Raw genomic sequence first — 24,428 nt, 5'->3', positions numbered from 1 at the left:
AATTACTAAGATCATTCGATCTGAGTTTATGAATAAGCGGTATCGAAATACCGCTCACTCTTATTATTATTTTGCTTGGTCGATAAGAAGACGAGCCAGTGTACGAACACCCATACCGGTCGCGCCTGCAGCCCACTTATCACTTGATGACTTACGGTAAGTACCCGCGCAATCCATGTGAATCCAACCTTTTTTGTAGTCATCTACAAAGTAAGAAAGGAACGCAGCAGCTGTACTTGCACCCGGTGTGTAATCACCAGAGCTGATGTTTGAAAGATCAGCAAAGTTTGAAGGCAACATACCACGGTGGAAATCAGCAAGAGGCAATGGCCATAGACCTTCTTTCTCTTGGTTCGCAGCCGTTAGTGCTTGATGAGACAACTCATCATCAAAGCTCAATAATGCGTGGTAGTCGTTACCTAATGCATTTTTAGCCGCGCCTGTTAGCGTTGCACAGTCGATGATCAACTCTGGATTCTGAGCGCTTGCGAACATCAGGCCATCAGCTAAAACTAAACGACCTTCCGCATCGGTATTCATGATCTCGACAGTCTTACCATTTTTGTAAGTAATGATGTCGCCAAGCTTCAATGCACGACCCGAGATCATGTTCTCCGCACAACATAGAATAAGCTTAATACGCTTGTTCAGGCCACGTTCAATCGCTAGACCTAAACCACCGGTAATAGTCGCTGCACCACCCATGTCAGCCTTCATTGCTGTCATGAATTGACCTGGCTTGATGCTGTAACCGCCTGAGTCGAAAGTGATACCTTTACCCACAAGACAAGCAAACACGGGTGCGTTTTCATCACCGGTTGGGTTGAAGTCCAATTGAAGCATTGCTGAAGTACGCTCAGAGCCGCGGCCTACCGCATAGATGCCTTCCCAACCTTCAGTTAGGAGATCTTTATCTTTAACGATTTTCGCTTTAACAGTGCCTGCTGGTGCCACTGATTTGATGTATTCAGCTGCCATTGTCGCTAATTGACGAGGGGCAACTTCTTCAGCCGTTTTGTTGATGATGTCACGCGTCCAATCTGTCGCGCGGATACGTGCTTCCAATTCAACCTGATCAGCTTCAGCTAGAGTATCCCACTCCAATGCATTCTTTTTCTTTGGTCCACGGTAGCCTTGGTAAAAAGCCCAAACACTTTCTAGATCCCAGCCTTTACCGCTAAGTGCAACCAATGCGATACCTTGTCCGTCAAGCGTACGACCCGCACGTTGAACCGCGCCTAGATCGTGGCCTTCACCAATGTGAATTGTCGCTCCCGCTTCTGAGAACGATAAAATAGCTCTTGCTCCCCACTGAGGCTGGGCAGCTTCTTGACTTAAAAATACTGACATCTGTGTAGACATGATTTCTCCTTGTCATGAACCACTTTGAGTATGTGATTCTGATTGTTTTTTATTAGCGCACTGATGTTAGCATTATGTAGGAGGAAAATGTCATTTTGATAAAAAAACGGACCATAAGGTCCGCTTTTTTTAGTAAGAATTGTTAACTTGGCTGCGTTTTACATTGGACTGATACCAACCCGCGACCAAGTGATTAGACAAGAGGATTAATCCATCTCATCCATCCAGCACAATATAATGGCCTCTAGAATTTTCTCATTCGAGTGATTCGGCTCATCATCAAAATCTTCAAGATCTAGCACCCATTGATGCAAGTCCGTGAAGCGTACTGTTTTAGGATCGGTATCTGGGTATAAATCACATAGTTCAATCGCAATATCTCGCGAATCAATCCATTTCAAACTCATAACATTTCCTTATCTTTATCAGCGACGATTTGTCATCTTAGTGACTTATATTCTATGCCAGCTTTACTAACAGTTTTAGTCGAGCTTATTTCTTAATGCTCTTCAGAAGCTAAGTTCAACGTGTACTTTGGAATCTCTACAACAAGATCCGAATCAGCTACTTTAGCTTGGCAACCAAGGCGAGATTCCATCTCTAAACCCCATGCTTTATCTAGCATGTCGTCTTCTAGGTCATCACTCTCTTCTAAAGAGTCGAAACCTTCACGAATCACGACGTGACATGTAGTACATGCACACGACTTCTCACATGCGTGTTCAATACCAATACCGGCCTTCAATGCAACATCAAGAACCGTCTCACCAGTTTTTGCTTCTAAAACAGCGCCTTCTGGACATAGATCTTCGTGAGGTAAAACAATAATCTTTGGCATGTTTATCTATTCTCTAACTATTAAATATTATCGACTGACTGACCTGACAGTGCAGCTCGAATTGATTTATCCATACGACGAGAAGCAAAGTCTTGGCTCGCTTTGTCGGTATTCTTAATTTCTAGTTCGATGGCATCAGCGCTTTCGCCATTGCGCACTTCAATCAGTGCTTCAATAGCTTGTAGAAGGTGCTGCTTTTCTTGCTCATCAAGCAGCTCATCGCCATCAGCTTGCATTGCAGCAATAAGGCCTTCGATAACACGATCTGCTTCTACACGTTGCTCAGCTAGAGCACGCGCTTGCATGTCTTCTTTAGCAAACGTCATCGAATCTTTCAGCATGCTCGCCACTTCATTATCGCTTAAGCCGTAAGACGGTTTAACCTGAATTTCAGCTTGAACACCTGTGCTCTTCTCCATAGCAGTAACCGATAGCAGGCCATCAGCGTCTACTTGGTAAGTCACACGAATATGCGCCGCACCAGCCGCCATTGGTGGAATACCTTTTAGAGCAAAACGAGCCAATGAACGACAGTCATCAACCATCTCACGTTCGCCTTGCACGGTGTGCACTGTCATTGCAGTTTGACCGTCTTTGAACGTGGTAAATTCTTGTGCGCGAGCAACAGGGATAGTGGTATTGCGTGGAATGATCTTTTCGACCAAGCCACCCATGGTTTCGATACCTAGGGAAAGAGGAATAACATCAAGCAGCAGCATTTCAGAGTCAGGCTTGTTACCGACTAAGATATCCGCTTGGATAGAAGCACCAATCGCAACCACTTCATCTGGGTTAATGCTGGTTAATGGCGTACGACCAAAAAAGTCACCCACCATTTCACGGACAAGCAATGTACGAGTTGAACCGCCGACCATCACGACTTCTAGAACATCATCCGCGTCAACTTCAGCATCTTTCAATGCACGACGGCACGAAAGCAGTGTTTTCTTAACCAGTGGCTTAATGATGTCTTCAAACTCTTCACGAGTTAATGAACCAGCCCAACCCAACACTTCAACATTAACGCTTTCAGCTTCAGATAAGCCAATCTTCGCTTCTGTTGCTGCATCTAGAAGAATACGATTCTGTTCTGCGGTTAGCTCTGATAAGCCCATTTGCTCTTGGAAGTGCTCTGCGATCAAGTGGTCAAAGTCGTCTCCGCCTAATGCAGAGTCGCCACCCGTTGCTAATACTTCAAAAACACCTTTAGACAGGCGTAAGATAGAGATATCAAACGTGCCACCGCCAAGATCATAAACCGCAATCACCCCTTCTTTACCTGAATCCAGACCGTAAGCAATCGCTGCCGCAGTCGGTTCATTAAGAAGACGTAACACGTGAAGACCAGCAAGTTGAGCCGCGTCTTTCGTACCAGCACGCTGTGCATCATCAAAATACGCAGGAACCGTAATTACGGCGCCAGATAACTCACCGCCTAGCGTAGACTCAGCACGTTGGCCAAGCGCTCGTAGAATATCAGCAGAAACCTGGATTGGGTTCTTGTTGCCTTGTTCTGTACGGATCACAGGTAAACCATTATCACTTTCTTCAAACTGATATGGCAGAGACGGGTATCGCTGTTGAATATCTGACAGTGAACGACCGATTAATCGCTTAACTGAGATAATGGTATTTTTAGGGTCAGTCTGCGCGTTAGCACGAGCTTCATCGCCAGTGGTGTACGACTCTGACGTATAGTGAACAACTGAAGGTAAAATGCTTCGACCTTGTTGATCAACGAGTGTACTTGCCTCGCCACTGCGTACTGCAGCAACCAACGAGTTTGTTGTACCTAAATCAATACCCACAGCAAGCTTGTGCTGGTGAGGAGCGGCGCTTTGCCCTGGTTCTGCAATCTGAAGTAGTGCCATGGATGTGTCCTTGTTATACAAACTAGCCGATCAAACGATCTTCAACTAATTCGATTTCATTCTTTAATTTTGCAATAAACTTAAGCTTTCTTACTCGGTCTGCAGCTTCTAGCCAAGCTTCGCTTTCGAGTTCTTGTTGGATAGCGCTTAATTGTTGTTTATACATTTTGCTAACCTTGCCTTCAAATGCAAATAGCGCATCTTCGGGATCAGAACTGTCTGCGATATCTTCCAGCTCTTCACGCAGTTCCATTTGCTCCATCAGGAACATCGGATCTTGCATGGTTTGTTGTTCGCCACGAATGTCTTCACCGTGTTGAACTAGCAGGTATTCTGCTCGGCTGATTGGATTCTTCAATACCTGGTACGCATCGTTGATTTGTGCCGCTTTTTGCACGGCTAATAAGCGGTCACGCTCAGAAGCTATCGCAAATTTATCAGGATGGAATTGACGTTGCAGATCTCTAAACTGAGAAGAAAGAAGGCTACCATCCAGTTGAAACTGAAGTGGTAGCCCAAATAATTCGAAATGATTCATGTAAAGGTGGTCCTAAGTTTAGGCTCTTTGTTCAGAGCCTAATTTTATTCTTCGCTTACAACGCTTAACGATTCAAGCGTTTAAACATTGAAGCTCTCACCACAACCACATTCGCCTTTCGCGTTCGGGTTGTTGAATTCAAAACCTTCGTTTAGGCCTTCTTTTACATAATCAAGCTCAGTACCATCAAGGTATACTAGGCTCTTTGGATCAATGATGACCTTAACACCTGAATGCTCAAACACTTCGTCTTCTTCGTTAAGCTCGTCAACGAATTCCAGTACATACGCCATACCCGAACAGCCAGTAGTTTTTACTGCTAAGCGTAACCCGAGACCTTTACCACGGTTATCTAGGAAAGCTTGAACTCGGCTTGCTGCCGTATCTGTCATGGTGATGGCCATACTACAACCTTGTGTTTTATATAAATTGAGAACTCAGGGGGAGCACAAAGGATGCTCCCAAATATTACTTTTTTGTCGACGTAATTACGTTATTGAAGCGATTAGTGCTTCTTTTTGTAATCCGCAACAGCTGCTTTGATTGCATCTTCAGCAAGAATTGAACAGTGAACTTTCACTGGTGGCAACTCAAGCTCTTCTGCGATTTCAGAGTTTTTAATAGCAGCTGCTTCATCAATACTTTTACCTTTAACCCACTCAGTTACTAGTGAGCTAGAAGCGATTGCGCTACCGCAACCGTAAGTCTTGAATTTTGCGTCTTCAATAATACCTTCTGCAGATACTTTGATTTGCAGTTTCATTACATCACCACAAGCCGGAGCGCCAACCATGCCGCTACCTACACTTGGGTCTTCTTTATCAAACGAACCTACATTACGTGGGTTTTCGTAGTGATCAATTACTTTTTCGCTATATGCCATGATAGTTACCTCGAATCCTCTATTTCCGTGAGATTAGTGATGAGCCCACTCAACAGTGTTCAAATCAATCCCTTCTTTATACATATCCCATAGAGGAGACATGTCGCGTAATTTGTTTACCGCTACACGGATTTGTGCAATCGCGTAGTCGATTTCTTCTTCCGTTGTGAAACGGCCGAATGAGAAACGTACTGAGCTGTGTGCCAGTTCATCGTTCAGACCAAGAGCACGTAGAACGTATGAAGGTTCTAGGCTTGCTGATGTACATGCAGAACCTGATGATACCGCTAGGTCTTTTAAAGACATAAGCAGAGACTCACCTTCAACGAAAGCAAAGCTCACGTTTAGGTTGTGTGGTACACGTTGGTCTAAGTCGCCGTTTACGGTTACTGCTTCTAGATCTTGAACACCTTTCAATAGGCGCTCACGAAGTGCTAGTGCGTGATCGTAATCTTTCTGCATGTCTTGCTTAGCGATAGCAAACGCTTCGCCCATACCCACGATTTGGTGAGTAGCAAGCGTACCAGAACGGAAACCACGTTCATGACCGCCACCGTGCATTTGCGCTTCAAGGCGAATACGTGGCTTACGACGAACGTACAAAGCACCGATGCCTTTAGGGCCGTATGCTTTGTGTGCAGACATAGAGATAAGATCAACTTTCATCTCTTTTACGTCTAGTGGGATTTTACCCGCAGACTGCGCCGCATCAACGTGGAAGATGATCTTGCGTGCACGACATAATTCGCCGATTGCACCGATATCTTGGATTACACCAATCTCGTTGTTTACGTGCATGATAGAAACTAGAACAGTATCTTCACGCATTGCAGCTTGTAGCTTGTCTAGATCAATGATGCCGTTTGCTTCTGGCTCAAGGTATGTAACCTCAAAGCCTTCACGCTCTAATTGGCGACATGGATCAAGAACCGCTTTGTGTTCTGTTTTGCACGTGATTACGTGCTTACCTTTCTTCTCGTAAAAGTGCGCAGCACCTTTGATAGCAAGGTTATCTGACTCTGTAGCACCTGACGTGAAAACAATCTCACGTGGGTCTGCATTTAGTAGATCGGCAATTTGCTCACGAGCATTATCTACTGATTCTTCTGCCTGCCAGCCGTAACGGTGTGAACGAGATGCAGGGTTACCGAAGTTACCGTCCATCGTCATGCACTGAACCATTTTTTCAGCAACACGTGGATCGACTGGGCATGTAGCTGAATAGTCAAAGTAAATAGGCAGTTTCATTTTCTACTCCAATGTAAAAACTGACCGCTAAGAGCGGGCATTAACACCGTGAGGTGCTGCACTAATCGTTGTAGTGCTCGTATTTTTATGTGCAAAACCATTATTAACCGCAAGATCGATATCTTGACGATCAGAAATTTCTAAAACTTCGTTATCTTTCATTAGCTCACCGAGCGTAATGTCGTTTAAGAAGCTGCTGATTCGGGAGCTTAAATCACGCCATAAAGTGTGAGTTAAACAACGAGTACCACCTTGGCAATCTGCTCGACCGTGACACTTAGTTGCATCGACTGATTCGTCAACTGCAGCAATTACAGTTCCGACAGCGATGTCGCTCGCTTCAGCACCTAAACGGTAACCACCGCCAGGACCACGAACACTAGCAACCAAGCCAGCTTTACGTAACTTAGAAAAAAGTTGTTCTAAGTAAGATAACGAGATGCCTTGTCGCTCTGAAATATCAGCCAGAGGAACTGGGCTTTTTTGCGAATGCAGTGCTACATCTAGCATAGCTGTTACCGCATATCTTCCTTTAGATGTAAGTTTCATATCACACCGTATCCACATTGTTTATGTGGTTGGAATTTTCCCATACCCGACTAAATTGGTCAAGTATTTAGTTGACTATTTTAGTCAGGTATTCACCCTTAAGGTTTGTATGGGCTTTATTTGTCGTTTTTGCTCTTCTCAATTGAAGTCAAAATGCCGCGTAGAGTGTTGATCTCTTGCAGCTCTGGACGAGCTCGACTGAACAAACGACGTAGCTTATTCATCACCTGACCCGGCTTATCCTTAGAGATAAATTGGGTATCAATGATCACTTTTTCAAGGTGCTCATAGAACATTTCTAGTTCTTCGTGACGAGGGTACTCATCTTGTTGCTGCGGCTGGTACTGGCTCGCCACCATATCAAGGTGTGCTACACGCACTTCATAGCTAAGAGTCTGTACTGCCATTGCTAGGTTTAGTGAGCTGTATTCTGGGTTTGCAGGAATACATACATGGAAATGACACTTCTGAAGCTCATCATTGGTTAAGCCAGTACGCTCACGGCCGAACACTAACGATACAGGGTGCTTTTGACCTTCAACTGCAAATTTTTGTCCACATTCACGCGGCTCAAGCATTGGCCATTCAAGCGTACGAGAGCGTGCACTCGAACCAACCACCAAACCACAGTCTTTTACTGCTTCATCCAGTGTAGAAACGATGGTCGCGTTTTCCGCGATGTCACCTGCACCCGCAGCCAGTGCTAAGGTCTGCTCGTCAACTTCACATTGAGGGTCTACAAGAACTAACTGACTCAAACCCATCACTTTCATTGCGCGAGCTGCTGATCCGATATTTCCCGAATGAGACGTACCAACCAGAACGACTTTTACATTGTCTAACATGCTATATGACACCACTTTAAAAATAATCGCGAGATATTAACACATAGCTAAGTAAAATGGTCAGACCCTTCTCGGAATGTGAAATCAAGAGTTCAAAAAATAACCACTTCCCTTTTGGGGAAACTTTGGTATACTCGCCGCCGCTTTAAACTGTTCTTTAACATCTTGTGGGAAAAACCATATGCATCCAATGCTAAACATTGCGATACGCGCTGCGCGTAAAGCTGGCAACCATATTGCTAAATCTCTAGAAACAACTGATAAGATCGAATCGTCTCTAAAAGGTAACAACGATTACGTTACTAACATTGCTCAAGAAGCTGAGTACATGATCATTGAGACAATCAAATCATCTTACCCAGAGCACAGCATTATTTCTGAAGAGTCAGGCCTAACTGAAGGTAAAGATTCTGACGTACAATGGATCGTTGACCCACTAGATGGCACCAACAACTTTGTAAAAGGTTTCCCTCACTTCTCTGTATCTATCGCTGTTCGCATGAACGGTCGTACAGAAGTTGCTTGTGTTTATGACCCAATGCTAAACGAGCTATTCACAGCTCAACGTGGCGCTGGCGCTCAACTTAACAACGCTCGTATGCGTGTTACTCAACTAAAAGACCTTCAAGGTACTGTTCTAGCGACTGGTTTCCCATTCAAGCAAAAACAACACTCTGAATCTTTCATGAAGATCATCTCTGGTCTATTCGTTGATTGTGCTGATTTCCGTCGTACTGGTTCTCCAGCTCTTGACCTATGTTACCTAGCAGCTGGCCGTGTTGACGGTTACCTAGAACTAGGCCTTAAGCCATGGGATCTAGCAGCTGGCGATCTAATCGCTCGTGAAGCTGGTGCTATCATGACTGACTTTGCTGGCGGCACTGATTACATGACGTCTGGTAATGTTGTTGCTTCAAGCGCGCGTGGTGTTAAGTCTATTCTTAAGCACGTTCGTGAGAACTCTAACGAAGGTATGCTGAAGTAATTCAGACCTTGCGTTAATGCTCTTTAGTTAAGAGCAGAAGATTTTCAAAGCCTCGCTATTGCGAGGCTTTTTTGTATCCGAGATACGAGATACGAGATACGACCAAAATGTCGGTTAGTTACAGTGAGCACAAATCACTGCTCTGTAAGCTGTATTTAGATCGCCACTAGATAGTGACTTAGCTACTTTGGCACTTGGTATTGGTATTGGTATTGGTATTGGTATTGGTATTGGCAAATACGACAATGTACAATCGGATACAAAAGCTAACCCACAATATACAGACATAAAAAAACCGCTAGTTGCCCAGCGGTTTTTTTGGTTTAGCGAAAGTTGTTAAGCCGCGGCCTAAGGCATTTCGTCAAACTCTTCACCTTCTTTGTCCACTTGTGGTGGCATTAGGTGTTCACGCGTAATACCCAACTTCATAGCTAGTGCAGATGCAACGTAGATAGAAGAGTAAGTACCAACGGTAATACCCAGTAGAAGTGCAGTCGCAAAGCCGTGAATCATAGCGCCGCCCTGAACGAACAGTGCGATAACTACGAATAACGTGGTACCAGAAGTGATCAATGTACGGCTCAATGTTTGTGTGATTGAGCTGTTCAGCACTTCAGGTGCCTCGCCTTTACGCATCTTACGGAAGTTCTCACGAATACGGTCAAATACCACTATGGTATCGTTGAGGGAGTAACCGACTACCGTTAGCAAGGCTGCTACGATGGTAAGGTCGACCTCAATTTGCATTAGAGAGAACACACCTAGTGTGATGATAACGTCGTGCGCTAGGGCTAATACAGCACCTGCAGCTAATCGCCATTCAAATCGTACGGATACGTAGATCAAGATACAGATCAGAGAAACAAGGATAGCAAGGCCACCAGCTTCTGTTAATTCGTCACCTACGTTAGGACCAACGAACTCGATACGACGCATCTCAACTTGCTCACCAGTACCATCTTTAATTGCAGACAGGATTTGGTTACCAAGCGTTTCGCCCGCAACACCATCACGTGGACGTAGACGAACCATTACCTCACGCGCAGAACCAAAGTTCTGTACCGTAGCATCACCAAAGCCTTCAGCTTCTAGTGCGCTTCGAATGTCAGGCAGATTTGCTGGCTCCTCAAAACCCACTTCAATCAGGGTACCACCAGTAAAATCTAGACCCCAGTTCAACGATTTCGTTGTTAGGGTGAAGATAGCAGTACCAATCATCAAGATTGAGAATAAAAAGGCAACCTTTGACCAACGCATGAAGTCGATCATTTTGTCTGCTTTTAGAATCTGAAACATATTAATTCCTAGCCTTAGATCGACAGTTTCTTAACGCGTTTGCCGCCATACATCAGGTTCACGATACAACGTGTTCCGATAATAGCTGTAAACATTGAAGTCAAGATACCAATTGATAACGTTACCGCGAAGCCTTTAATCGCACCTGTACCGACAGCAAATAGAATGATTGCTGTTAGTAGTGTGGTGATGTTGGCATCGGCGATTGTACTAAATGCGTTTGCATAACCTTGGTGAATCGCTTGTTGTGGACTACGTCCATCTCGAAGTTCTTCACGTATACGCTCAAAGATAAGAACGTTGGCATCGACTGCCATACCGACCGTCAATACGATACCGGCAATGCCTGGTAGCGTCATTGTCGCGCCAGGAATCATCGACATCACACCAATAATCAACACTAAGTTAGCCATCAGAGCGACGTTCGCAATCAAACCGAAAGTACGGTAGTAAAGCAGTGTAAACAGCATTACTGCAGCCATACCCCAAACCATCGCCATGATACCCATATCGATGTTTTGTTGACCCATAGATGGACCAATCGTACGTTCTTCTACAATCGAGATAGGCGCAATCAATGCACCTGCACGTAGTAGAAGTGCCAAGTTATGAGCTTCAGCCGTTGAGTCGATACCTGTAATACGGAAGTTACGGCCAAGCGCAGATTGAATCGTCGCTTGGTTAATCACTTCTTCGTGCTTGCTTAGGATCACTCGGCCTTCAGGTGTTTTACGACCGCTGTCTTTATACTCTGCAAATACGGTTGCCATTAGCTTACCGATATTTTGACGAGAGAATGTAGACATCTTGCTACCACCTTCGCTGTCTAGCGAGATGTTAACTTGTGGGCGACCATATTCATCAACACTTGAGCTTGCATCTGTAATGCTAGAACCGCCTAAGATAACGCGTTTCTTAAGTACTACAGGACGACCATCACGGTCTTGCTTAATTTCACTACCAGCAGGAGCACGGCCAGAAGCTGCAGCGGCCAAATCGGCACTGCTGTCCACTTCACGGAATTCAAGAGTCGCGGTTGCGCCTAAAATTTCTTTAGCACGAGCCGTGTCTTGAACACCTGGCAATTCCACTACGATACGGCTAGCACCTTGACGTTGAACCAAAGGCTCAGCAACACCAAGTTCGTTAACACGGTTACGTAGAATAGTAATGTTTTGCTCTACCGCATAATTGCGGATTTCTTGAAGACGAGTTTCAGTGAAGTTAGCAATCAAAGAGAAACGACCGTTAGATTCTGAATCTACGAACGTCATATCTTGGTGCTTAGATTGCAGTAGCGATTTCGCTTCAGCAAGCTGCTCTTCGTTACGCAGAATCACTTCAACCGCATCTTTACCCGATGGGCGAATAGCACGGTAGCGGATTTTCTCTTCACGAAGTTCACTGCGGAACGCTTCTTCTTGTTGGCCAACCAGTTTTTGCATCGCAGCGTCCATATCCACTTCCATTAAGAAGTGAACACCACCACGTAGATCAAGACCCAGTTTCATTGGTGCAGCACCAATAGATTCAAGCCAATCAGGAGTTGAAGCCGCTAGGTTTAAAGCTACGATAACATCATCACCTAGTGCTTCTGTGATGATATCACGGGCACTGATTTGCGTATCTGTATCGTTAAATCGAACAAGAATGGAACCGTTTTCGAGAGCAACGGATTTAGTAGAAAGGTTTTCTGCTTCAAGAGCATTGGTGACAGCATCCAGCGTAGACAGATCTACAGAGGCGCCACGCGCCCCTGTAACTTGAACTGCCGGATCTTCACCGTATATATTTGGAAGTGCGTACAACGCAGCGATAGCGATGGCAAACATCACCATCAAATACTTCCATAACGGATAACGGTTTAGCACAGCGAGGATCCTCTAGCTGTTTATAGTGATTTCAGAGTACCTTTTGGTAGCACTGCTGTAACGAAGTCTTTCTTGATAACGACTTCGTTGTTTGCGTTCAGTTCGATAGCAACGTAGTCGCTGTCTTCAGCAATCTTAGTGATCTTGCCGATTAGGCCGCCGCTTGTAAGAACTTCATCGCCTTTGCCCATAGAAGACATAAGGCTCTTGTGCTCTTTAACACGCTTAGCTTGTGGACGGTAGATCATGAAGTAGAAGATCACAGCGAACATACCTAGCATGATAAGCATTTCGAAACCGCCGCCTGCTGGTGCACCTTCTGCTGCTGCGTGAGCTTGAGAAATAAACATTTAAAACATCCTCTATTATATTTTCGTAATTGTTTGTCTAATTGGGTCGTATCCCTTTATTTTCAAGCCCCATCACTCGGAAGAGAGATAGGGCTCGCAAAAAAGAAATACTAAGATTCTTTACCTAGTGGTGGCACTTCACGCCCCATTCTTGCGTAGAACTCTGCAACGAACTCTTCAAAGCGATCTTCATCGATAGACTGACGAATGTCTGACATTACTCGTTGGTAGAAACGCAGGTTGTGAATCGTGTTCAGTCGAGCACCTAGGATTTCGTTACAACGATCCAAATGGTGTAAGTACGACTTGCTGTAGTTCTTACAAGTGTAACAGTCACAATCTGAATCTAGTGGTGTTGTATCGGTTTTATGCTTCGCATTACGGATCTTGATCACACCTTCCGTTACAAACAGGTGACCATTACGTGCATTTCGCGTTGGCATAACACAGTCAAACATATCGATACCGCGACGAACACCTTCAACCAAGTCTTCAGGTTTGCCTACACCCATTAGGTAACGAGGCTTATCTTCAGGCAGTTGAGGACATGTGTGCTCAAGAATACGGTGCATATCTTCTTTTGGTTCACCTACTGCTAGACCACCTACTGCATAACCGTCAAAGCCAATTTCTGTTAGGCCTTTAACGGATACATCACGAAGGTCTTCGTATACGCCACCTTGTACAATACCGAACAATGAGTTCGGGTTTTCTTGCTTATCAAAGTGATCGCGTGAACGCTGAGCCCAACGAAGAGACATCTCCATCGAGTCTTTAGCTTCTTTATGCGTCGCAGGGTAAGGCGTACATTCGTCAAAGATCATTACAATGTCTGAGCCTAGATCCTTTTGGATTTCCATCGACTTCTCAGCGTCCATGAAGATCTTGTCACCGTTTACAGGGTTACGGAAATGAACACCTTCTTCAGTGATTTTACGCGTTGCGCCTAGGCTGAATACTTGGAAGCCACCTGAATCAGTCAAGATAGGACCTTTCCAGTTCATGAAATCGTGCAAATCACCGTGCAGTTTCATGATTTCTTGACCAGGACGTAGCCATAGGTGGAATGTATTACCTAATAGGATTTCAGCACCTGTGTCTTTTACTTCTTCAGGTGTCATGCCTTTAACCGTACCGTAAGTACCTACAGGCATGAATGCTGGGGTTTCAACGGTACCGCGTTCAAACTGAAGTTGACCACGACGTGCGCCGCTATTAGTTTTTTTAAGTTCGTATTTTAATTTCACGAAGCCTCCAATATGCCAGAGAAACAATCTGACTGTTAATTCAGAACCTTAGGCCAAACAAAAGTTCAGTCTAGTGGGTTCTATGAGGAGCGGTCGCGTATTCCTTGCGAGAGATTAGACAGACACCCTGCCCGACTCCTAGCTTACTGCTAGCACCCGTAAATTCTGCTTATATCGTTTATAACCAGCTAAAATTAGCTCGTTTTCTTATTGATGAACATCGCATCACCGTAGCTGAAGAAACGGTATTCGTTCTTCACTGCGTGATCGTATGCGCCCATCACATTGTCGTAGCCAGCAAATGCACTCACCAGCATAATCAGCGTTGATTCTGGTAAGTGGAAGTTGGTAATCAAGCAATCCACCAGCTGATATTCATAACCAGGGAAGATGAAGATTTCTGTGTCACCAAAGAAAGGAACTAACTCAGTGCCATTTTTCACTGCATCTTGAGCCGCACTTTCTAGTGAACGCACAGAGGTTGTACCAACGGCAATGATGCGTCCGCCGCGAGCTTTTGCAGCTGCAACGGCATCTACCACTTCTTGCGGTACTTCAACGTACTCAGCATGCATGTGGTGGTCATTGATATTATCGACTTTTACTGGCTGGAACGTACCAGCACCAACGTGAAGTGTCACGTAAGCAAACTCAACACCTTTTTCTTTCATGTCAGCCATTAGCTTGTCATCAAAGTGAAGGCCTGCTGTTGGCGCAGCAACCGCACCCGGCTTTTCATTATAGACAGTTTGGTAGCGCTCTTTATCGGCGTCTTCATCTGGACGATCGATGTAAGGAGGCAGTGGCATGTGACCAACACTGTTAAGAATCTCTAAAACGCTTTGATCGGATGTGAAATGGATTTCAAATAGCGCATCATGACGTGCCACCATTTCAGCTTCATACTCATCGTTCTCACCAAGGAACAATTTGGTACCCGGTTTCGGTGATTTAGAACAACGAACATGCGCAAGAATGCTTTTCTCATCCAGCATACGTTCAACCAACACTTCAAGCTTACCGCCTGATGCCTTGCGACCGAATACACGAGCAGGAATCACGCGAGTGTTATTAAAAACAACAAGATCGCCTGGCTCAACCAAGTCTAAAACGTCCTTAAACGAACCATCAGCTAGGTTGCCATTGTTGCCATCTAATTTAAGTAGGCGGCTTGCTGTGCGCTCCTCTTGAGGGTAGCGAGCAATGAGTTCATCTGGTAGGTCAAAGTGAAAATCTGAAACTTGCATGTGTCGAGTCTTGTCTTAGTTGATGATATTTATGCCGTTGACGAATAATAAGTCGAAGTTGCCGAACAATCGTTTCGGTAAGTAAATCGTTACCAGAAACACATCGTAAACATGACTAAAAATTTCGCAGTGGGCTAGTATAGGCACACGAGCCGCAATAGCAAGGTTTACAGCATTGGATTATTGTAAAGAGTCGTAAAATAATACGACCATTCCCCCTCATAAAAAAACAAAATTAGTTGCATGAAACTCACCCAAAAATGCGTTAGATCTCAGTTATTTTTTGGATAAAAAACTATAGTAATAGCAACAAATAAAAAAGAAGGAGGTCCGTATGATCAAGGTTGAAGATATGATGACTCGCAACCCTCATACCCTATTGCGCTCACACTCACTGGCCGACGCTAAGCACATGATGGAAGCGCTTGATATCCGCCATATTCCGGTCGTCGATTCCGACAGGCAACTACTAGGTGTCGTCACACAACGAGACGTTCTAGCCGCTCAAGAATCCAGCCTACAAAACATCCCACAAGCTCAGTCTTTTACTCTTGCCACGCCCCTTAACGACATCATGCACAAAAGTGTTATGTCGGTAGAGCCGCGTGCAGGATTAAAAGAGTCGGCTATCTATATGCAAAAACATAAAGTGGGCTGTTTACCTGTCGTAGAAAACCACGAACTCGTGGGCATCATTACAGACAGCGATTTTGTCACGATAGCCATTAACCTGCTAGAGCTACAAGAAGAAGCGGAACCGGAAGAGGTCGAAAGTTAGTCCGTTTGTATTACTCACGATAATCCTTAGAGCCTTTGAACCTGAGGCTCTTAACATATCTAAATTCTGACACGTCTAAAATCTCATCTATTTTTATGAAAAGCCGAGAGGCAAGTTACAAAACCCAATAATATCAACAACCTATTTATCCATCACTCTTAGACATAAAAATATAGTGGATACATACTATTTATTGATATATTTATCGTTAGAATCATGTAAGAATTTGTTAAGAATAAAAACAAGCTGCCTTACTAGGAATGATATTTATGAGTTTAAAGAAATTGCTGTCCTTAGGTTTTGGCGTGATTCTCGCGCTAATTTTGGTTATTTCAGTCGTTGCTTCATTACGCTTTTATCAATCGAGTGATGGGTTTAACACCTACCGCTCTCTTGCAATAACAAGTGTCTCAACAGGTCGAATCCAAGCCAATATTCTGGAAGCTCGTTTATCTGCACTTAAATATATTAAGAACCCTATTCCGTCACATGCTTCTGAACTGAATAGACGTATCACCGCATCAAATCAATTGATAGATGAAATATTAGACTCTCATCTTGACGATCTACACAAAAATGAATTCCTAACGATAAAGAAGCAGCTTGATCAATATAGCCAAGGCTTTAACAAGGTTGTTCAACTTGTTAATACTCGAAACAACCTAGTTCAAGAGGCCTTAGACCCATCAGGGGTCAATATGCGTGAGGCAGTGACTAACCTAATGACCCAGGCTTCAGCTGAAGAAGATTTAGAAGTTGCTGTCAGTTCAGGACAGCTTCAGCAGCATGTATTGCTATCAAGATTGTACGCTTCTAAATTTCTGACGAGCAATAAAACAGAAGATGCTCAGCGTGCTGAAAAAGAGTTTGCCTCTGCCGCACTACTTGCAGAAACAATCGAATCTCAACTCATGTCGATGGAACAAATCAACTACTTAAACGATTTCACTAGTGCCTTCAAAATTTACCGCAACACATTTTCAAAGATCGTTGACACTATAAACACGCGAAATGGCATCATTTCAGGGACTCTTGATCTTGCTGGTGTTAATGCAGCAAAAACAATTGAAGAGATAAAGCTATCAACAAAGTCAGAGCAAGACTCTGTCGGGCCTAATATGGTCGAGCGATTCTCTAACGCGCAATTTGTGCTTGGCGTTCTTTCAATTCTCGTTGTCGCCGCTTCTCTTAGCATTGCCGTTTCGATTTACCGCAGTGTATGGAAAGTCGTTGGAGGAGAGCCAAGTGACATCCAAGCAATTGTTGCCGAAGTCGCCGCTGGTGATCTTTCAAAGCAGATTCCAATTACGGGTAAAGAAACCGGTATATACGCAAACATTTTAGAAATGCGCCAGGAACTACGTCGAATCATCGATGGTTTCCACCAAATTTCAGATAATGTTTCAGCAGCCTCCGTTGAGCTAACCGCAGTGATGAGCCAAACAGAAGGAAATGCTCAGCAAGAACTGAGTCAAATGGAGCAAATCGCAACTGCTATCAATGAACTTTCTAGTACCGCGAGTGAGGTTAGCCAGAATGCAGCTAGCGCAGAGAGCGCTGCAACTGGGGCAACGACAAATGTCAAAGATGGCAGTGTTTCACTCGATGCATCAGATGATATATCACGAAAAGTTGAAGACTCGATCGAAGAAACATCAAACATCGTTAATCAATTGCAAGAGTACTCGGTAGAGATCGGTAGTGTGATTGAAGTGATCAATTCAATTTCTGAGCAAACTAACTTACTTGCGTTAAATGCAGCCATTGAAGCCGCTCGAGCGGGAGAGCAAGGCCGAGGCTTTGCGGTAGTTGCAGATGAAGTTCGTTCTCTTGCCGCTAAAACACAACAATCAACGGTCGATATTCAAGAAATAATATCTCGCCTTCAGGCTCAAGCGAAAGATGCGAACCAATTTATGCAATCCAATCTTTCGTTAGCAGAAGAATCTAGACAGTATAGCGAACAGCTTCGTGCTGCATTCGCTTCTATCACTGACTCAGTACAACTAATATCTGATATGAACACACAAGTAGCCACAGCGTCTGAAGAGCAATCTGGCGTAACACAAGATATTTCACAAAATGTTTCTCTGACCTTTGATATTGTTCATCAAAATGTTTCAGGAATTGAGCAGAGCAAACAGGCAAGTGAAGAACTCTCTTCATTAGCTGTTAAGCAAAAAGACTTGCTGAGTTTTTTCAAAATCTAACGTTATAGTAAAATAGATAAATAAGCTTCTAACGCCACTATTTGTTTGTTTTTCTTCTCAAATAAACAAACAAAAAGAGCAGCCAAATAGCTGCTCTTTTTCTTTTGAATTTTACTTTCTAGTTTTTTAAAGCAATTCTGAGACTACATCAGCTAACTGATGAAAGGTTTCAAGACGTGACGAGCTTGGTCGCCATACAAGGCCTATATCGCGATAAGCTTGTTGACCGGGAGGGTCAATCACCACTAAATTCTGATTTTGCAACAAACCATGATCGATCGCCATTTGTGGAATAAAGGTGGTTCCTAAACCATTTGCCACCATTTGTACCAACGTATGTAGGCTTGTGGCGGTGAACGGGTTTATCTTCTCTTTGTCGGTTAGCTTACAAGCTGATACCGCGTGCTCGGTTAAGCAGTGCTCGTTCTCCAACAAGAATACAGATTCGTCTGGCAGGTCATCATATTTAATCGGAACACGAATACCATCGGCTTGATTGCGGCTGATTACCATTCTAAAAGGGTCTTGCCCAACAACTTTGCTCTCCATGTTGTCGATATCGACAGGCAAAGCCAGAATCAGTACATCCAACTCACCATGACGCAACGCAGCCAATAGGTTAGTGGTCGTGTCTTCCCGTAACAACAAGTTCAACTGTGGAAAACGTTGGTTCGCTTCTTGTACCAAATCGCACAATAGGAATGGAGCAATAGTTGGAATACACCCTACTCGCAACTGCCCTTGCATCGCGTCTCCATTACATAGATTTCCGAGCTCAACCAAGTCTTGCCCTTTCGCCAATAACTCTCGACCATGCTTAACCACCAGCTCACCCGCTTGAGTGAAAACCAATGGGCTCTTTTTATCTTTCTTCTCATAGAGAGGACAACCAATGAGTTCTTCCAGGTTTTGAATGCCTTTACTTAGTGTCGATTGACTCACGAAGCAGCGATCCGCAGCGTCGCTAAAGTGGCGAGTTTCGTGAAGAGTAACAAGATAGTGAAGTTGCTTAAGACTTGGCCATTTATTCATAAAATTACTTTGTAATATGAGTAGGATAACTTAAGTGAAGGTCATTTGACCTAAGGAACGGACAAAGAATAAGCTTATCGCTTTTTTCGATTAACTTAATCTATTTAATTCGCTTTTTTCTATAGTACCGATTGTACTATAGTTTGTCCCGTAGAAACGGAGCCCAAACAAAGATGTGTTGGGCCAACTAATTTTTTAGGAGATTCCAAATGGTACTAGTAGGTCGTCAAGCCCCTGACTTTACTGCAGCAGCTGTTCTAGGTAACGGTGAGATCGTTGATAACTTCAACTTCGCAGAATTCACTAAAGGTAAGAAAGCGGTAGTTTTCTTCTACCCACTAGACTTCACTTTCGTTTGTCCTTCAGAGCTAATCGCTTTCGACAACCGTCTAGAAGATTTCCAAGCTAAAGGCGTTGAAGTAATCGGTGTTTCTATCGATTCTCAATTCTCTCACAACGCATGGCGTAACACTGCTATCGCTGATGGCGGTATCGGTCAAGTTAAATACCCTCTAATTGCTGACGTTAAGCACGAAATCTGCAAAGCATACGATGTTGAGCACCCAGAAGCAGGCGTTGCTTTCCGTGGTTCTTTCCTAATCGACGCAGACGGCCTTGTACGTCACCAAGTAGTTAACGATCTTCCACTAGGTCGTAACATCGACGAAATGCTACGCATGGTAGACGCACTAAACTTCCACGAGAAGAACGGTGAAGTATGTCCTGCACAATGGGAAGAAGGTAAATCAGGTATGGACGCATCTCCACAAGGTGTTGCTGCATTCCTATCTGAGCACGCTGACGACCTAAGCAAGTAATTACCTCTTAAGCCCGAACTCAACGCGGGTTAATGGTTGGAAGACTCTCTATAAAGAGAAATAAAGCATAAGCTAATAGCGCAAAGCGCACCGCCAATCAGTTAAGAAGTAAAGTCCTATTAAAAGCCCGAAGTTAACGCTTCGGGCTTTTTTCATCTCTCTCCGACGACAATTCTCTACCTAAACCGTCTCTGCAACATTTAATAGAGGCAGTTACAAGAACAAACTTTACCCCTATTTTCCTCTGCTACCACCTATTCATATCCGTATCTAGGTTGTTATGATTTCGTCCGTATCTTTTTGAACGGATAAATACGATGAACACCGAAATTGAAGTCTGTATCGATAACTTAGAATCTCTATATAACGCACTATCTGGTGGCGCGAATCGAATTGAGCTTTGCTCTTCATTAGCACTTGGCGGGTTAACTCCAAGCTTCGGAATGATGAAGCAAGCGGCAAAAATTTCGTCCGTACCAGTTTATGCCATGATACGACCGAGACAAGGTGACTTCATATTCGATTATGACGATATACTCTGTATGCTGGAAGATATTGAAGCTTGTGCGAGAGCAGGGTTGAATGGCGTCGTTCTGGGTGTACTACCACCTGATGGTGAGATTGATATGTCTGCAATGCAAATTCTCTCAAGCAAGGCTCACCAACTCAAACTAGCAATCACCTTCCACCGTGCAATCGACCAACTTCAGGATTATAAAGTACCGTTAGAGCAGATTATTGAGCTTGGATGTGAAAGAATCCTGACGTCAGGGCTTGCTATTAATGCAGAGCAAGGCATCAATGTGCTCGCAGATATGGTCAAACAAGCCGATGGCAGAATCGATATAATGGCTGGTGCAGGCGTCAACGCAACGAATGCCAAAATGATTCAAAGCTCCACCCAAGTACCTGCACTTCACCTTTCAGGAAAATCAACAAGACCCAGCCTAATGGAAAGCAATTCAAGCGCTCAAATGGGCAGTAATGATGTTGATGATTATCAGATACCAGTAACTGATGCGAATAAGATATCCAATGTGAGAGCTGCCCTCACCGCTTAGGGTAATCGTCACTAACACAAATCCAGAGAACCACGCTGACGAATCTAGCGGACTGGCGTATATTAGAGTTAATAGCACAGAAAATTTTCATGGACAGATATGGCTAAAGACTTATTCAGCTCTCTTGATTTAAACCTGTTACGAACATTTCTTATTGTTTATCAAGAAAAAAACACCAGAAAGGCTGCGGAACGTTTATTCGTTTCTCAGCCAGCGGTTAGCCAAGCCCTACAAAAGCTAAGACACCACTTCAACGATGACCTTTTCGTAAAGGTTCATGGAGGCTTACAACCTACGGCATTTTCAGAGCAGCTCACTAATCAAATCAAGCCGTTCATGGACGGTCTATCTATCGCGGTTAATACATCAAACACTTTTGATCCGAAAGAGATCGATTACACGTTGAAAATAGCCCTATCTCCAGTGGTGCTTTCTTGTCTGTCTGGCTCACTTTTTAAAGATATAAAAGCGCAAGCACCAAACGCTAAACTAAAGCTTGTTCCATGGTCAAACTCGTCTGTCTCAGATATACAAAAAGATGAGGTTTTGATGGGAGTAAGCTATTTAGGGGAAAAGACAAGTAAAGAAGTCTATACAAGGCAGCTCATTGAATTAACAGGACGTATATTTGTTAGGAAAGATCACCCTTTAAAGCAAGACACCGTGACTCCAAATGACATGGCAGGGTACGAAATCGCATCTTTAGTAACACCAGGTTGGAATGACAATTTTAGCTTAGCGTCTCAGATTCTAACCGACCTTTCCATCGAGCATCGTATCGGTTTTCGCAGCGAATTGGTCATGGCTATAATCGATGTCATTCAACATACTGATATGTACATGCCCCATTCCAACCTTTTCCCAGTAGAAAACTATCCGACATTACGCGGGATAGATGTCTCAGTCGACGGAAAAACGCTGAAAACTCCGGTCTATAGTTATATACACATTAAAAATCGAAACTCACCTTTAACAAATTGGCTTTCAAAACTCATAGAGCAAGTTTTATCAGAACAAGTACAAAAGTAAGTTCGATTAAAAGTTATATATTGTATTTTACTCTTCCGGACGCCAACTCAGTGCGCTAGCAATAGTACCGATAACTAATGTGTCTTTTTCAGCGTCATTAAGTTCAGGTAACATCTGTAGCGTTATCATTCCATTTGTCTGTGCAGCCGCTATTTCTTTAAAAGCGTGTTTAAAGCTATACCCTAGTGGTTTTTCTACCGACATTAAAAGGTCTTTACTTGAATGGACAGTTTCTACGTCATATTTATTCGCCCCAACTCGGATGTAGCCAGCTTCTTTCTTTTCTAAGCTAACACTGATCATCCCAGATTGAGGCTCTAAAACGAACTCTCCTATATTCTCATTGCTTTGAGATACAGAACAGCGGTAAGGTTTATTGCCACCAAAATCAACACCCATGTAGTTAACTGAAGTGCCACCGCCAGAACAGACTAAGTTCCACACTTGGCCATTATCGACTCTAGTGATTTCAGCAGCCAGCTCACCCTCTTTGAATGAAACAGTCTCAAACCATGTTGAACCTGATGAATCTCGGCTATATTTACCTTGGTACATACCTGCAATATCAAACGTCCCTTCTTGTCCTAACCCCCAAAAATCACCATCAGTTTTAACCATGAGTTCTGGCTGCTGATTAACCGCATCTGATTTGTCCATGATGGCAACGCTGCCGCACGCAGTTAACACGAAAAGAGGAGTCACAACGAAAAGAAACTTCTTCATACTGATATCTACCTAAAAATAAATGTAAGGGAAAAATTCAGTAGAAGAATAAATTAAAGATAAGTAAGAATATAGCGAGCATCAATGAGCTATATCGATACTATCGTTATTTTTCTCATGTGCCTTAAACAAATACATTACAGAGCATCAGCTTATGTTTAGACACTTCTATCAAGCTCGTTTTGTAAGGCTACGTAAGCCCCAAAGATCACGTGTAATGATCACCCCTGCTGATAAGCAGGCATTATCACAGAGATAACCAATGCGAATTAGCCTGCTCTTTCAAAGCCCATATAATGATCACCGTTAGCCAGTGATTTCACTGGATTCACGCATGGATCGACCTAATGCTAAGGAGGGCGCAAAATTACTTCGGTGGTACCATGAAATTTAAAACACTTCTTTTAGCTTCAGCTTTATTCTCAACCTCTGCACTTTCAAATGGTCTTCACTTATCTCCTGAACTAAAGATTGGTTCTTATCATGGCTTTGGAATGCAAGCAGGTATTACTGATGTGGCGAATCTAGGTGCGGTTTATCTGAGCTATTCTCACCTTTGGTATGACAGCGACCGATACGATGAAAATGTCGATGCGTACCGCGTTGGTATTCAAAATATGTTTGGAAGAAACCAGAACCACGGCTTTCAGGCGGAGATTGGCGTAGCGAGTTATGACGGGGCAAAAACGCGTAACGGCGAAATTGAAGAGAAGACAGCACATGGATTAAGTCTTGGTGGAGCCTATGTTTACCAAGCAACACCAGTGCTTGGGCTACGAGCTGGTGTTGATATGAATATTTTTGATCACAATAAGACCTTCGTGCCTTACGACACAACAATCAACCTTAACCTTGGTGCAATTATTCGATTCTAAAGTTAATACCTACTTCAGTGCGTCATCTAGGCTTTGATCACCAAGGTGGCGTACATCTTTACCCTTCACAAAGTAAATAATGTATTCACAGATATTTTGGCAACGATCTCCCACTCGCTCAATCGCACGAGCTGACCACATCACTTGCAGGATATTGGGGATGTTCTTAGGATCCTCCATCATGTACGTCATCAACTGACGAATCACAGCTTCATATTCCGCATCCAGCTTATCATCAAGTTTATGTACTTCTGCCGCCGCGTCTACATCCATACGAGCAAACGCATCTAATACTTGATGCAGCATAGTAATAGCCTGACGACACAATGGCTCTAACGAGACGTGAAACTTTTGCTCTTTCGTTGAAGGGATCTCAATCGCACCCTGTGCGATTTTAGAAGCCACATCGCCAATACGTTCTAGATCAGTAATGGTTTTGATGATCGCCATAATCAAACGCAGATCTTTGGCAGTCGGCTGACGCTTCGCGATAATACGAGTACATGCTTCATCGATTGAAACTTCCATCGCATTCACTTTATGGTCATCACGAATCACTTTTTTGGCCAATTCAACATCATCTTTATGAAGCGCTTGCATCGCAAATGACAACTGCTGCTCTACCAACCCACCCATAGTTAATACGTGTGTACGGATAGATTCTAATTCGACATTAAACTGTCCTGAGATGTGGCGACCAAAATGCATGTCAGCTCCTTAAAAGAAATGAATAAAGCCGTTTATTTTAGAGTGACTTAGCTCTAGATGGCGC

Annotated in this window: 25 protein-coding genes; 7 read left to right on the top strand and 18 right to left on the bottom strand. The window is 43.7% G+C overall.

Going from position 1 to position 24,428, the window contains the following annotated elements:
• Positions 1-66 precede the first annotated feature (66 nt).
• From pepB to trmJ, 10 genes are all read right to left on the bottom strand, one after another.
• Positions 67-1,362, bottom strand: a complete 1,296-nt coding sequence (gene pepB, locus ACED28_RS15620; RefSeq protein WP_017099586.1) for an aminopeptidase PepB — start codon at positions 1,360-1,362, stop codon at positions 67-69.
• Between the two features lie 206 nt (positions 1,363-1,568).
• Positions 1,569-1,769 (bottom strand): Fe-S cluster assembly protein IscX, encoded by a 201-nt coding sequence (iscX, locus tag ACED28_RS15615; protein WP_004735099.1) that lies wholly within the window; start codon positions 1,767-1,769, stop codon positions 1,569-1,571.
• 92 nt (positions 1,770-1,861) lie between these two features.
• Positions 1,862-2,200: an ISC system 2Fe-2S type ferredoxin gene (gene fdx, locus ACED28_RS15610; protein WP_017098073.1), complete on the bottom strand. Its 339-nt coding sequence runs from the start codon at positions 2,198-2,200 to the stop codon at positions 1,862-1,864.
• 20 nt (positions 2,201-2,220) lie between these two features.
• On the bottom strand, positions 2,221-4,071 hold the full coding sequence (gene hscA, locus ACED28_RS15605; RefSeq protein ID WP_135385417.1) for a Fe-S protein assembly chaperone HscA: 1,851 nt from the start codon (positions 4,069-4,071) through the stop codon (positions 2,221-2,223).
• A gap of 22 nt (positions 4,072-4,093) precedes the next feature.
• Complete coding sequence (gene hscB / locus ACED28_RS15600; protein WP_009848288.1) at positions 4,094-4,609, bottom strand: co-chaperone HscB; 516 nt, start codon at positions 4,607-4,609, stop codon at positions 4,094-4,096.
• 80 nt (positions 4,610-4,689) lie between these two features.
• Entirely contained in the window at positions 4,690-5,013 is a 324-nt protein-coding gene (iscA, locus tag ACED28_RS15595; protein ID WP_004735095.1) for an iron-sulfur cluster assembly protein IscA, read from the bottom strand.
• 101 nt (positions 5,014-5,114) lie between these two features.
• On the bottom strand, positions 5,115-5,492 hold the full coding sequence (iscU, locus tag ACED28_RS15590) for a Fe-S cluster assembly scaffold IscU (protein WP_004735094.1): 378 nt from the start codon (positions 5,490-5,492) through the stop codon (positions 5,115-5,117).
• Between the two features lie 33 nt (positions 5,493-5,525).
• A complete protein-coding gene (locus ACED28_RS15585) occupies positions 5,526-6,740 on the bottom strand; it encodes an IscS subfamily cysteine desulfurase (RefSeq protein ID WP_009848287.1) in 1,215 nt (404 codons plus the stop codon).
• A gap of 27 nt (positions 6,741-6,767) precedes the next feature.
• Complete coding sequence (gene iscR / locus ACED28_RS15580) at positions 6,768-7,289, bottom strand: Fe-S cluster assembly transcriptional regulator IscR (RefSeq protein ID WP_012603310.1); 522 nt, start codon at positions 7,287-7,289, stop codon at positions 6,768-6,770.
• A 116-nt stretch (positions 7,290-7,405) separates the two neighbouring features.
• The gene (trmJ, locus tag ACED28_RS15575) at positions 7,406-8,134 is read right to left on the bottom strand and encodes a tRNA (cytosine(32)/uridine(32)-2'-O)-methyltransferase TrmJ (RefSeq protein WP_371710201.1); all 729 of its coding nucleotides are present in this window, start codon (positions 8,132-8,134) and stop codon (positions 7,406-7,408) included.
• Between the two features lie 181 nt (positions 8,135-8,315).
• On the opposite strand from trmJ, the gene suhB reads away from it, so the two are divergent.
• Positions 8,316-9,119 carry an inositol-1-monophosphatase gene (gene suhB, locus ACED28_RS15570; protein WP_009848284.1) on the top strand — a complete coding sequence of 268 codons (804 nt, stop codon included), beginning with the start codon at positions 8,316-8,318 and terminating at the stop codon, positions 9,117-9,119.
• Between the two features lie 348 nt (positions 9,120-9,467).
• Here suhB and secF read toward each other — a convergent pair whose 3' ends face one another.
• The 5 genes from secF to queA all read right to left on the bottom strand — a co-directional run bounded on the left by secF (position 9,468) and on the right by queA (position 15,130).
• Complete coding sequence (secF, locus tag ACED28_RS15565; RefSeq protein WP_012603308.1) at positions 9,468-10,415, bottom strand: protein translocase subunit SecF; 948 nt, start codon at positions 10,413-10,415, stop codon at positions 9,468-9,470.
• A gap of 14 nt (positions 10,416-10,429) precedes the next feature.
• Positions 10,430-12,286 (bottom strand): protein translocase subunit SecD, encoded by a 1,857-nt coding sequence (gene secD, locus ACED28_RS15560; protein ID WP_009848282.1) that lies wholly within the window; start codon positions 12,284-12,286, stop codon positions 10,430-10,432.
• 20 nt (positions 12,287-12,306) lie between these two features.
• Positions 12,307-12,636 carry a preprotein translocase subunit YajC gene (gene yajC / locus ACED28_RS15555; protein ID WP_009848281.1) on the bottom strand — a complete coding sequence of 110 codons (330 nt, stop codon included), beginning with the start codon at positions 12,634-12,636 and terminating at the stop codon, positions 12,307-12,309.
• A gap of 110 nt (positions 12,637-12,746) precedes the next feature.
• Positions 12,747-13,883: a tRNA guanosine(34) transglycosylase Tgt gene (gene tgt, locus ACED28_RS15550; RefSeq protein ID WP_009848280.1), complete on the bottom strand. Its 1,137-nt coding sequence runs from the start codon at positions 13,881-13,883 to the stop codon at positions 12,747-12,749.
• A gap of 194 nt (positions 13,884-14,077) precedes the next feature.
• Complete coding sequence (gene queA, locus ACED28_RS15545; protein ID WP_371710200.1) at positions 14,078-15,130, bottom strand: tRNA preQ1(34) S-adenosylmethionine ribosyltransferase-isomerase QueA; 1,053 nt, start codon at positions 15,128-15,130, stop codon at positions 14,078-14,080.
• 334 nt (positions 15,131-15,464) lie between these two features.
• Here queA and ACED28_RS15540 point away from each other — a divergent pair, with 334 nt between their 5' ends.
• Both ACED28_RS15540 and ACED28_RS15535 read left to right on the top strand, forming a co-directional pair.
• The gene (locus ACED28_RS15540; protein ID WP_122046885.1) at positions 15,465-15,908 is read left to right on the top strand and encodes a CBS domain-containing protein; all 444 of its coding nucleotides are present in this window, start codon (positions 15,465-15,467) and stop codon (positions 15,906-15,908) included.
• Between the two features lie 269 nt (positions 15,909-16,177).
• The gene (locus ACED28_RS15535; RefSeq protein ID WP_009848277.1) at positions 16,178-18,118 is read left to right on the top strand and encodes a methyl-accepting chemotaxis protein; all 1,941 of its coding nucleotides are present in this window, start codon (positions 16,178-16,180) and stop codon (positions 18,116-18,118) included.
• A gap of 126 nt (positions 18,119-18,244) precedes the next feature.
• Here ACED28_RS15535 and ACED28_RS15530 read toward each other — a convergent pair whose 3' ends face one another.
• Complete coding sequence (locus ACED28_RS15530) at positions 18,245-19,150, bottom strand: hydrogen peroxide-inducible genes activator (RefSeq protein ID WP_009848276.1); 906 nt, start codon at positions 19,148-19,150, stop codon at positions 18,245-18,247.
• 209 nt (positions 19,151-19,359) lie between these two features.
• Here ACED28_RS15530 and ACED28_RS15525 point away from each other — a divergent pair, with 209 nt between their 5' ends.
• From ACED28_RS15525 to ACED28_RS15515, 3 genes are all read left to right on the top strand, one after another.
• Positions 19,360-19,968: a peroxiredoxin C gene (locus ACED28_RS15525; protein ID WP_009848275.1), complete on the top strand. Its 609-nt coding sequence runs from the start codon at positions 19,360-19,362 to the stop codon at positions 19,966-19,968.
• Between the two features lie 317 nt (positions 19,969-20,285).
• The gene (locus ACED28_RS15520) at positions 20,286-21,029 is read left to right on the top strand and encodes a copper homeostasis protein CutC (RefSeq protein WP_371710199.1); all 744 of its coding nucleotides are present in this window, start codon (positions 20,286-20,288) and stop codon (positions 21,027-21,029) included.
• 99 nt (positions 21,030-21,128) lie between these two features.
• Entirely contained in the window at positions 21,129-22,058 is a 930-nt protein-coding gene (locus tag ACED28_RS15515; RefSeq protein ID WP_012603303.1) for a LysR family transcriptional regulator, read from the top strand.
• Positions 22,059-22,085: 27 nt separating this feature from the next.
• Here the strand turns inward: ACED28_RS15515 and ACED28_RS15510 are convergent, their stop codons facing one another.
• The gene (locus ACED28_RS15510) at positions 22,086-22,781 is read right to left on the bottom strand and encodes a hypothetical protein (protein ID WP_371710198.1); all 696 of its coding nucleotides are present in this window, start codon (positions 22,779-22,781) and stop codon (positions 22,086-22,088) included.
• A gap of 383 nt (positions 22,782-23,164) precedes the next feature.
• Between ACED28_RS15510 and ACED28_RS15505 the strand changes: the two genes are divergently transcribed.
• A complete protein-coding gene (locus tag ACED28_RS15505) occupies positions 23,165-23,656 on the top strand; it encodes a hypothetical protein (RefSeq protein WP_029225503.1) in 492 nt (163 codons plus the stop codon).
• A gap of 9 nt (positions 23,657-23,665) precedes the next feature.
• Here the strand turns inward: ACED28_RS15505 and phoU are convergent, their stop codons facing one another.
• On the bottom strand, positions 23,666-24,364 hold the full coding sequence (gene phoU / locus ACED28_RS15500) for a phosphate signaling complex protein PhoU (protein WP_009848270.1): 699 nt from the start codon (positions 24,362-24,364) through the stop codon (positions 23,666-23,668).
• Positions 24,365-24,428: the final 64 nt, after the last annotated feature.

Origin of the sequence: Vibrio sp. 1F253 (assembly GCF_041439295.1) — a bacterium.
Taxonomy (GTDB): domain Bacteria; phylum Pseudomonadota; class Gammaproteobacteria; order Enterobacterales; family Vibrionaceae; genus Vibrio; species Vibrio tasmaniensis_A.
The sequence above is the reverse complement of the archived record's forward strand: the minus strand, read 5'-3'. Positions and strand labels throughout refer to the sequence as shown.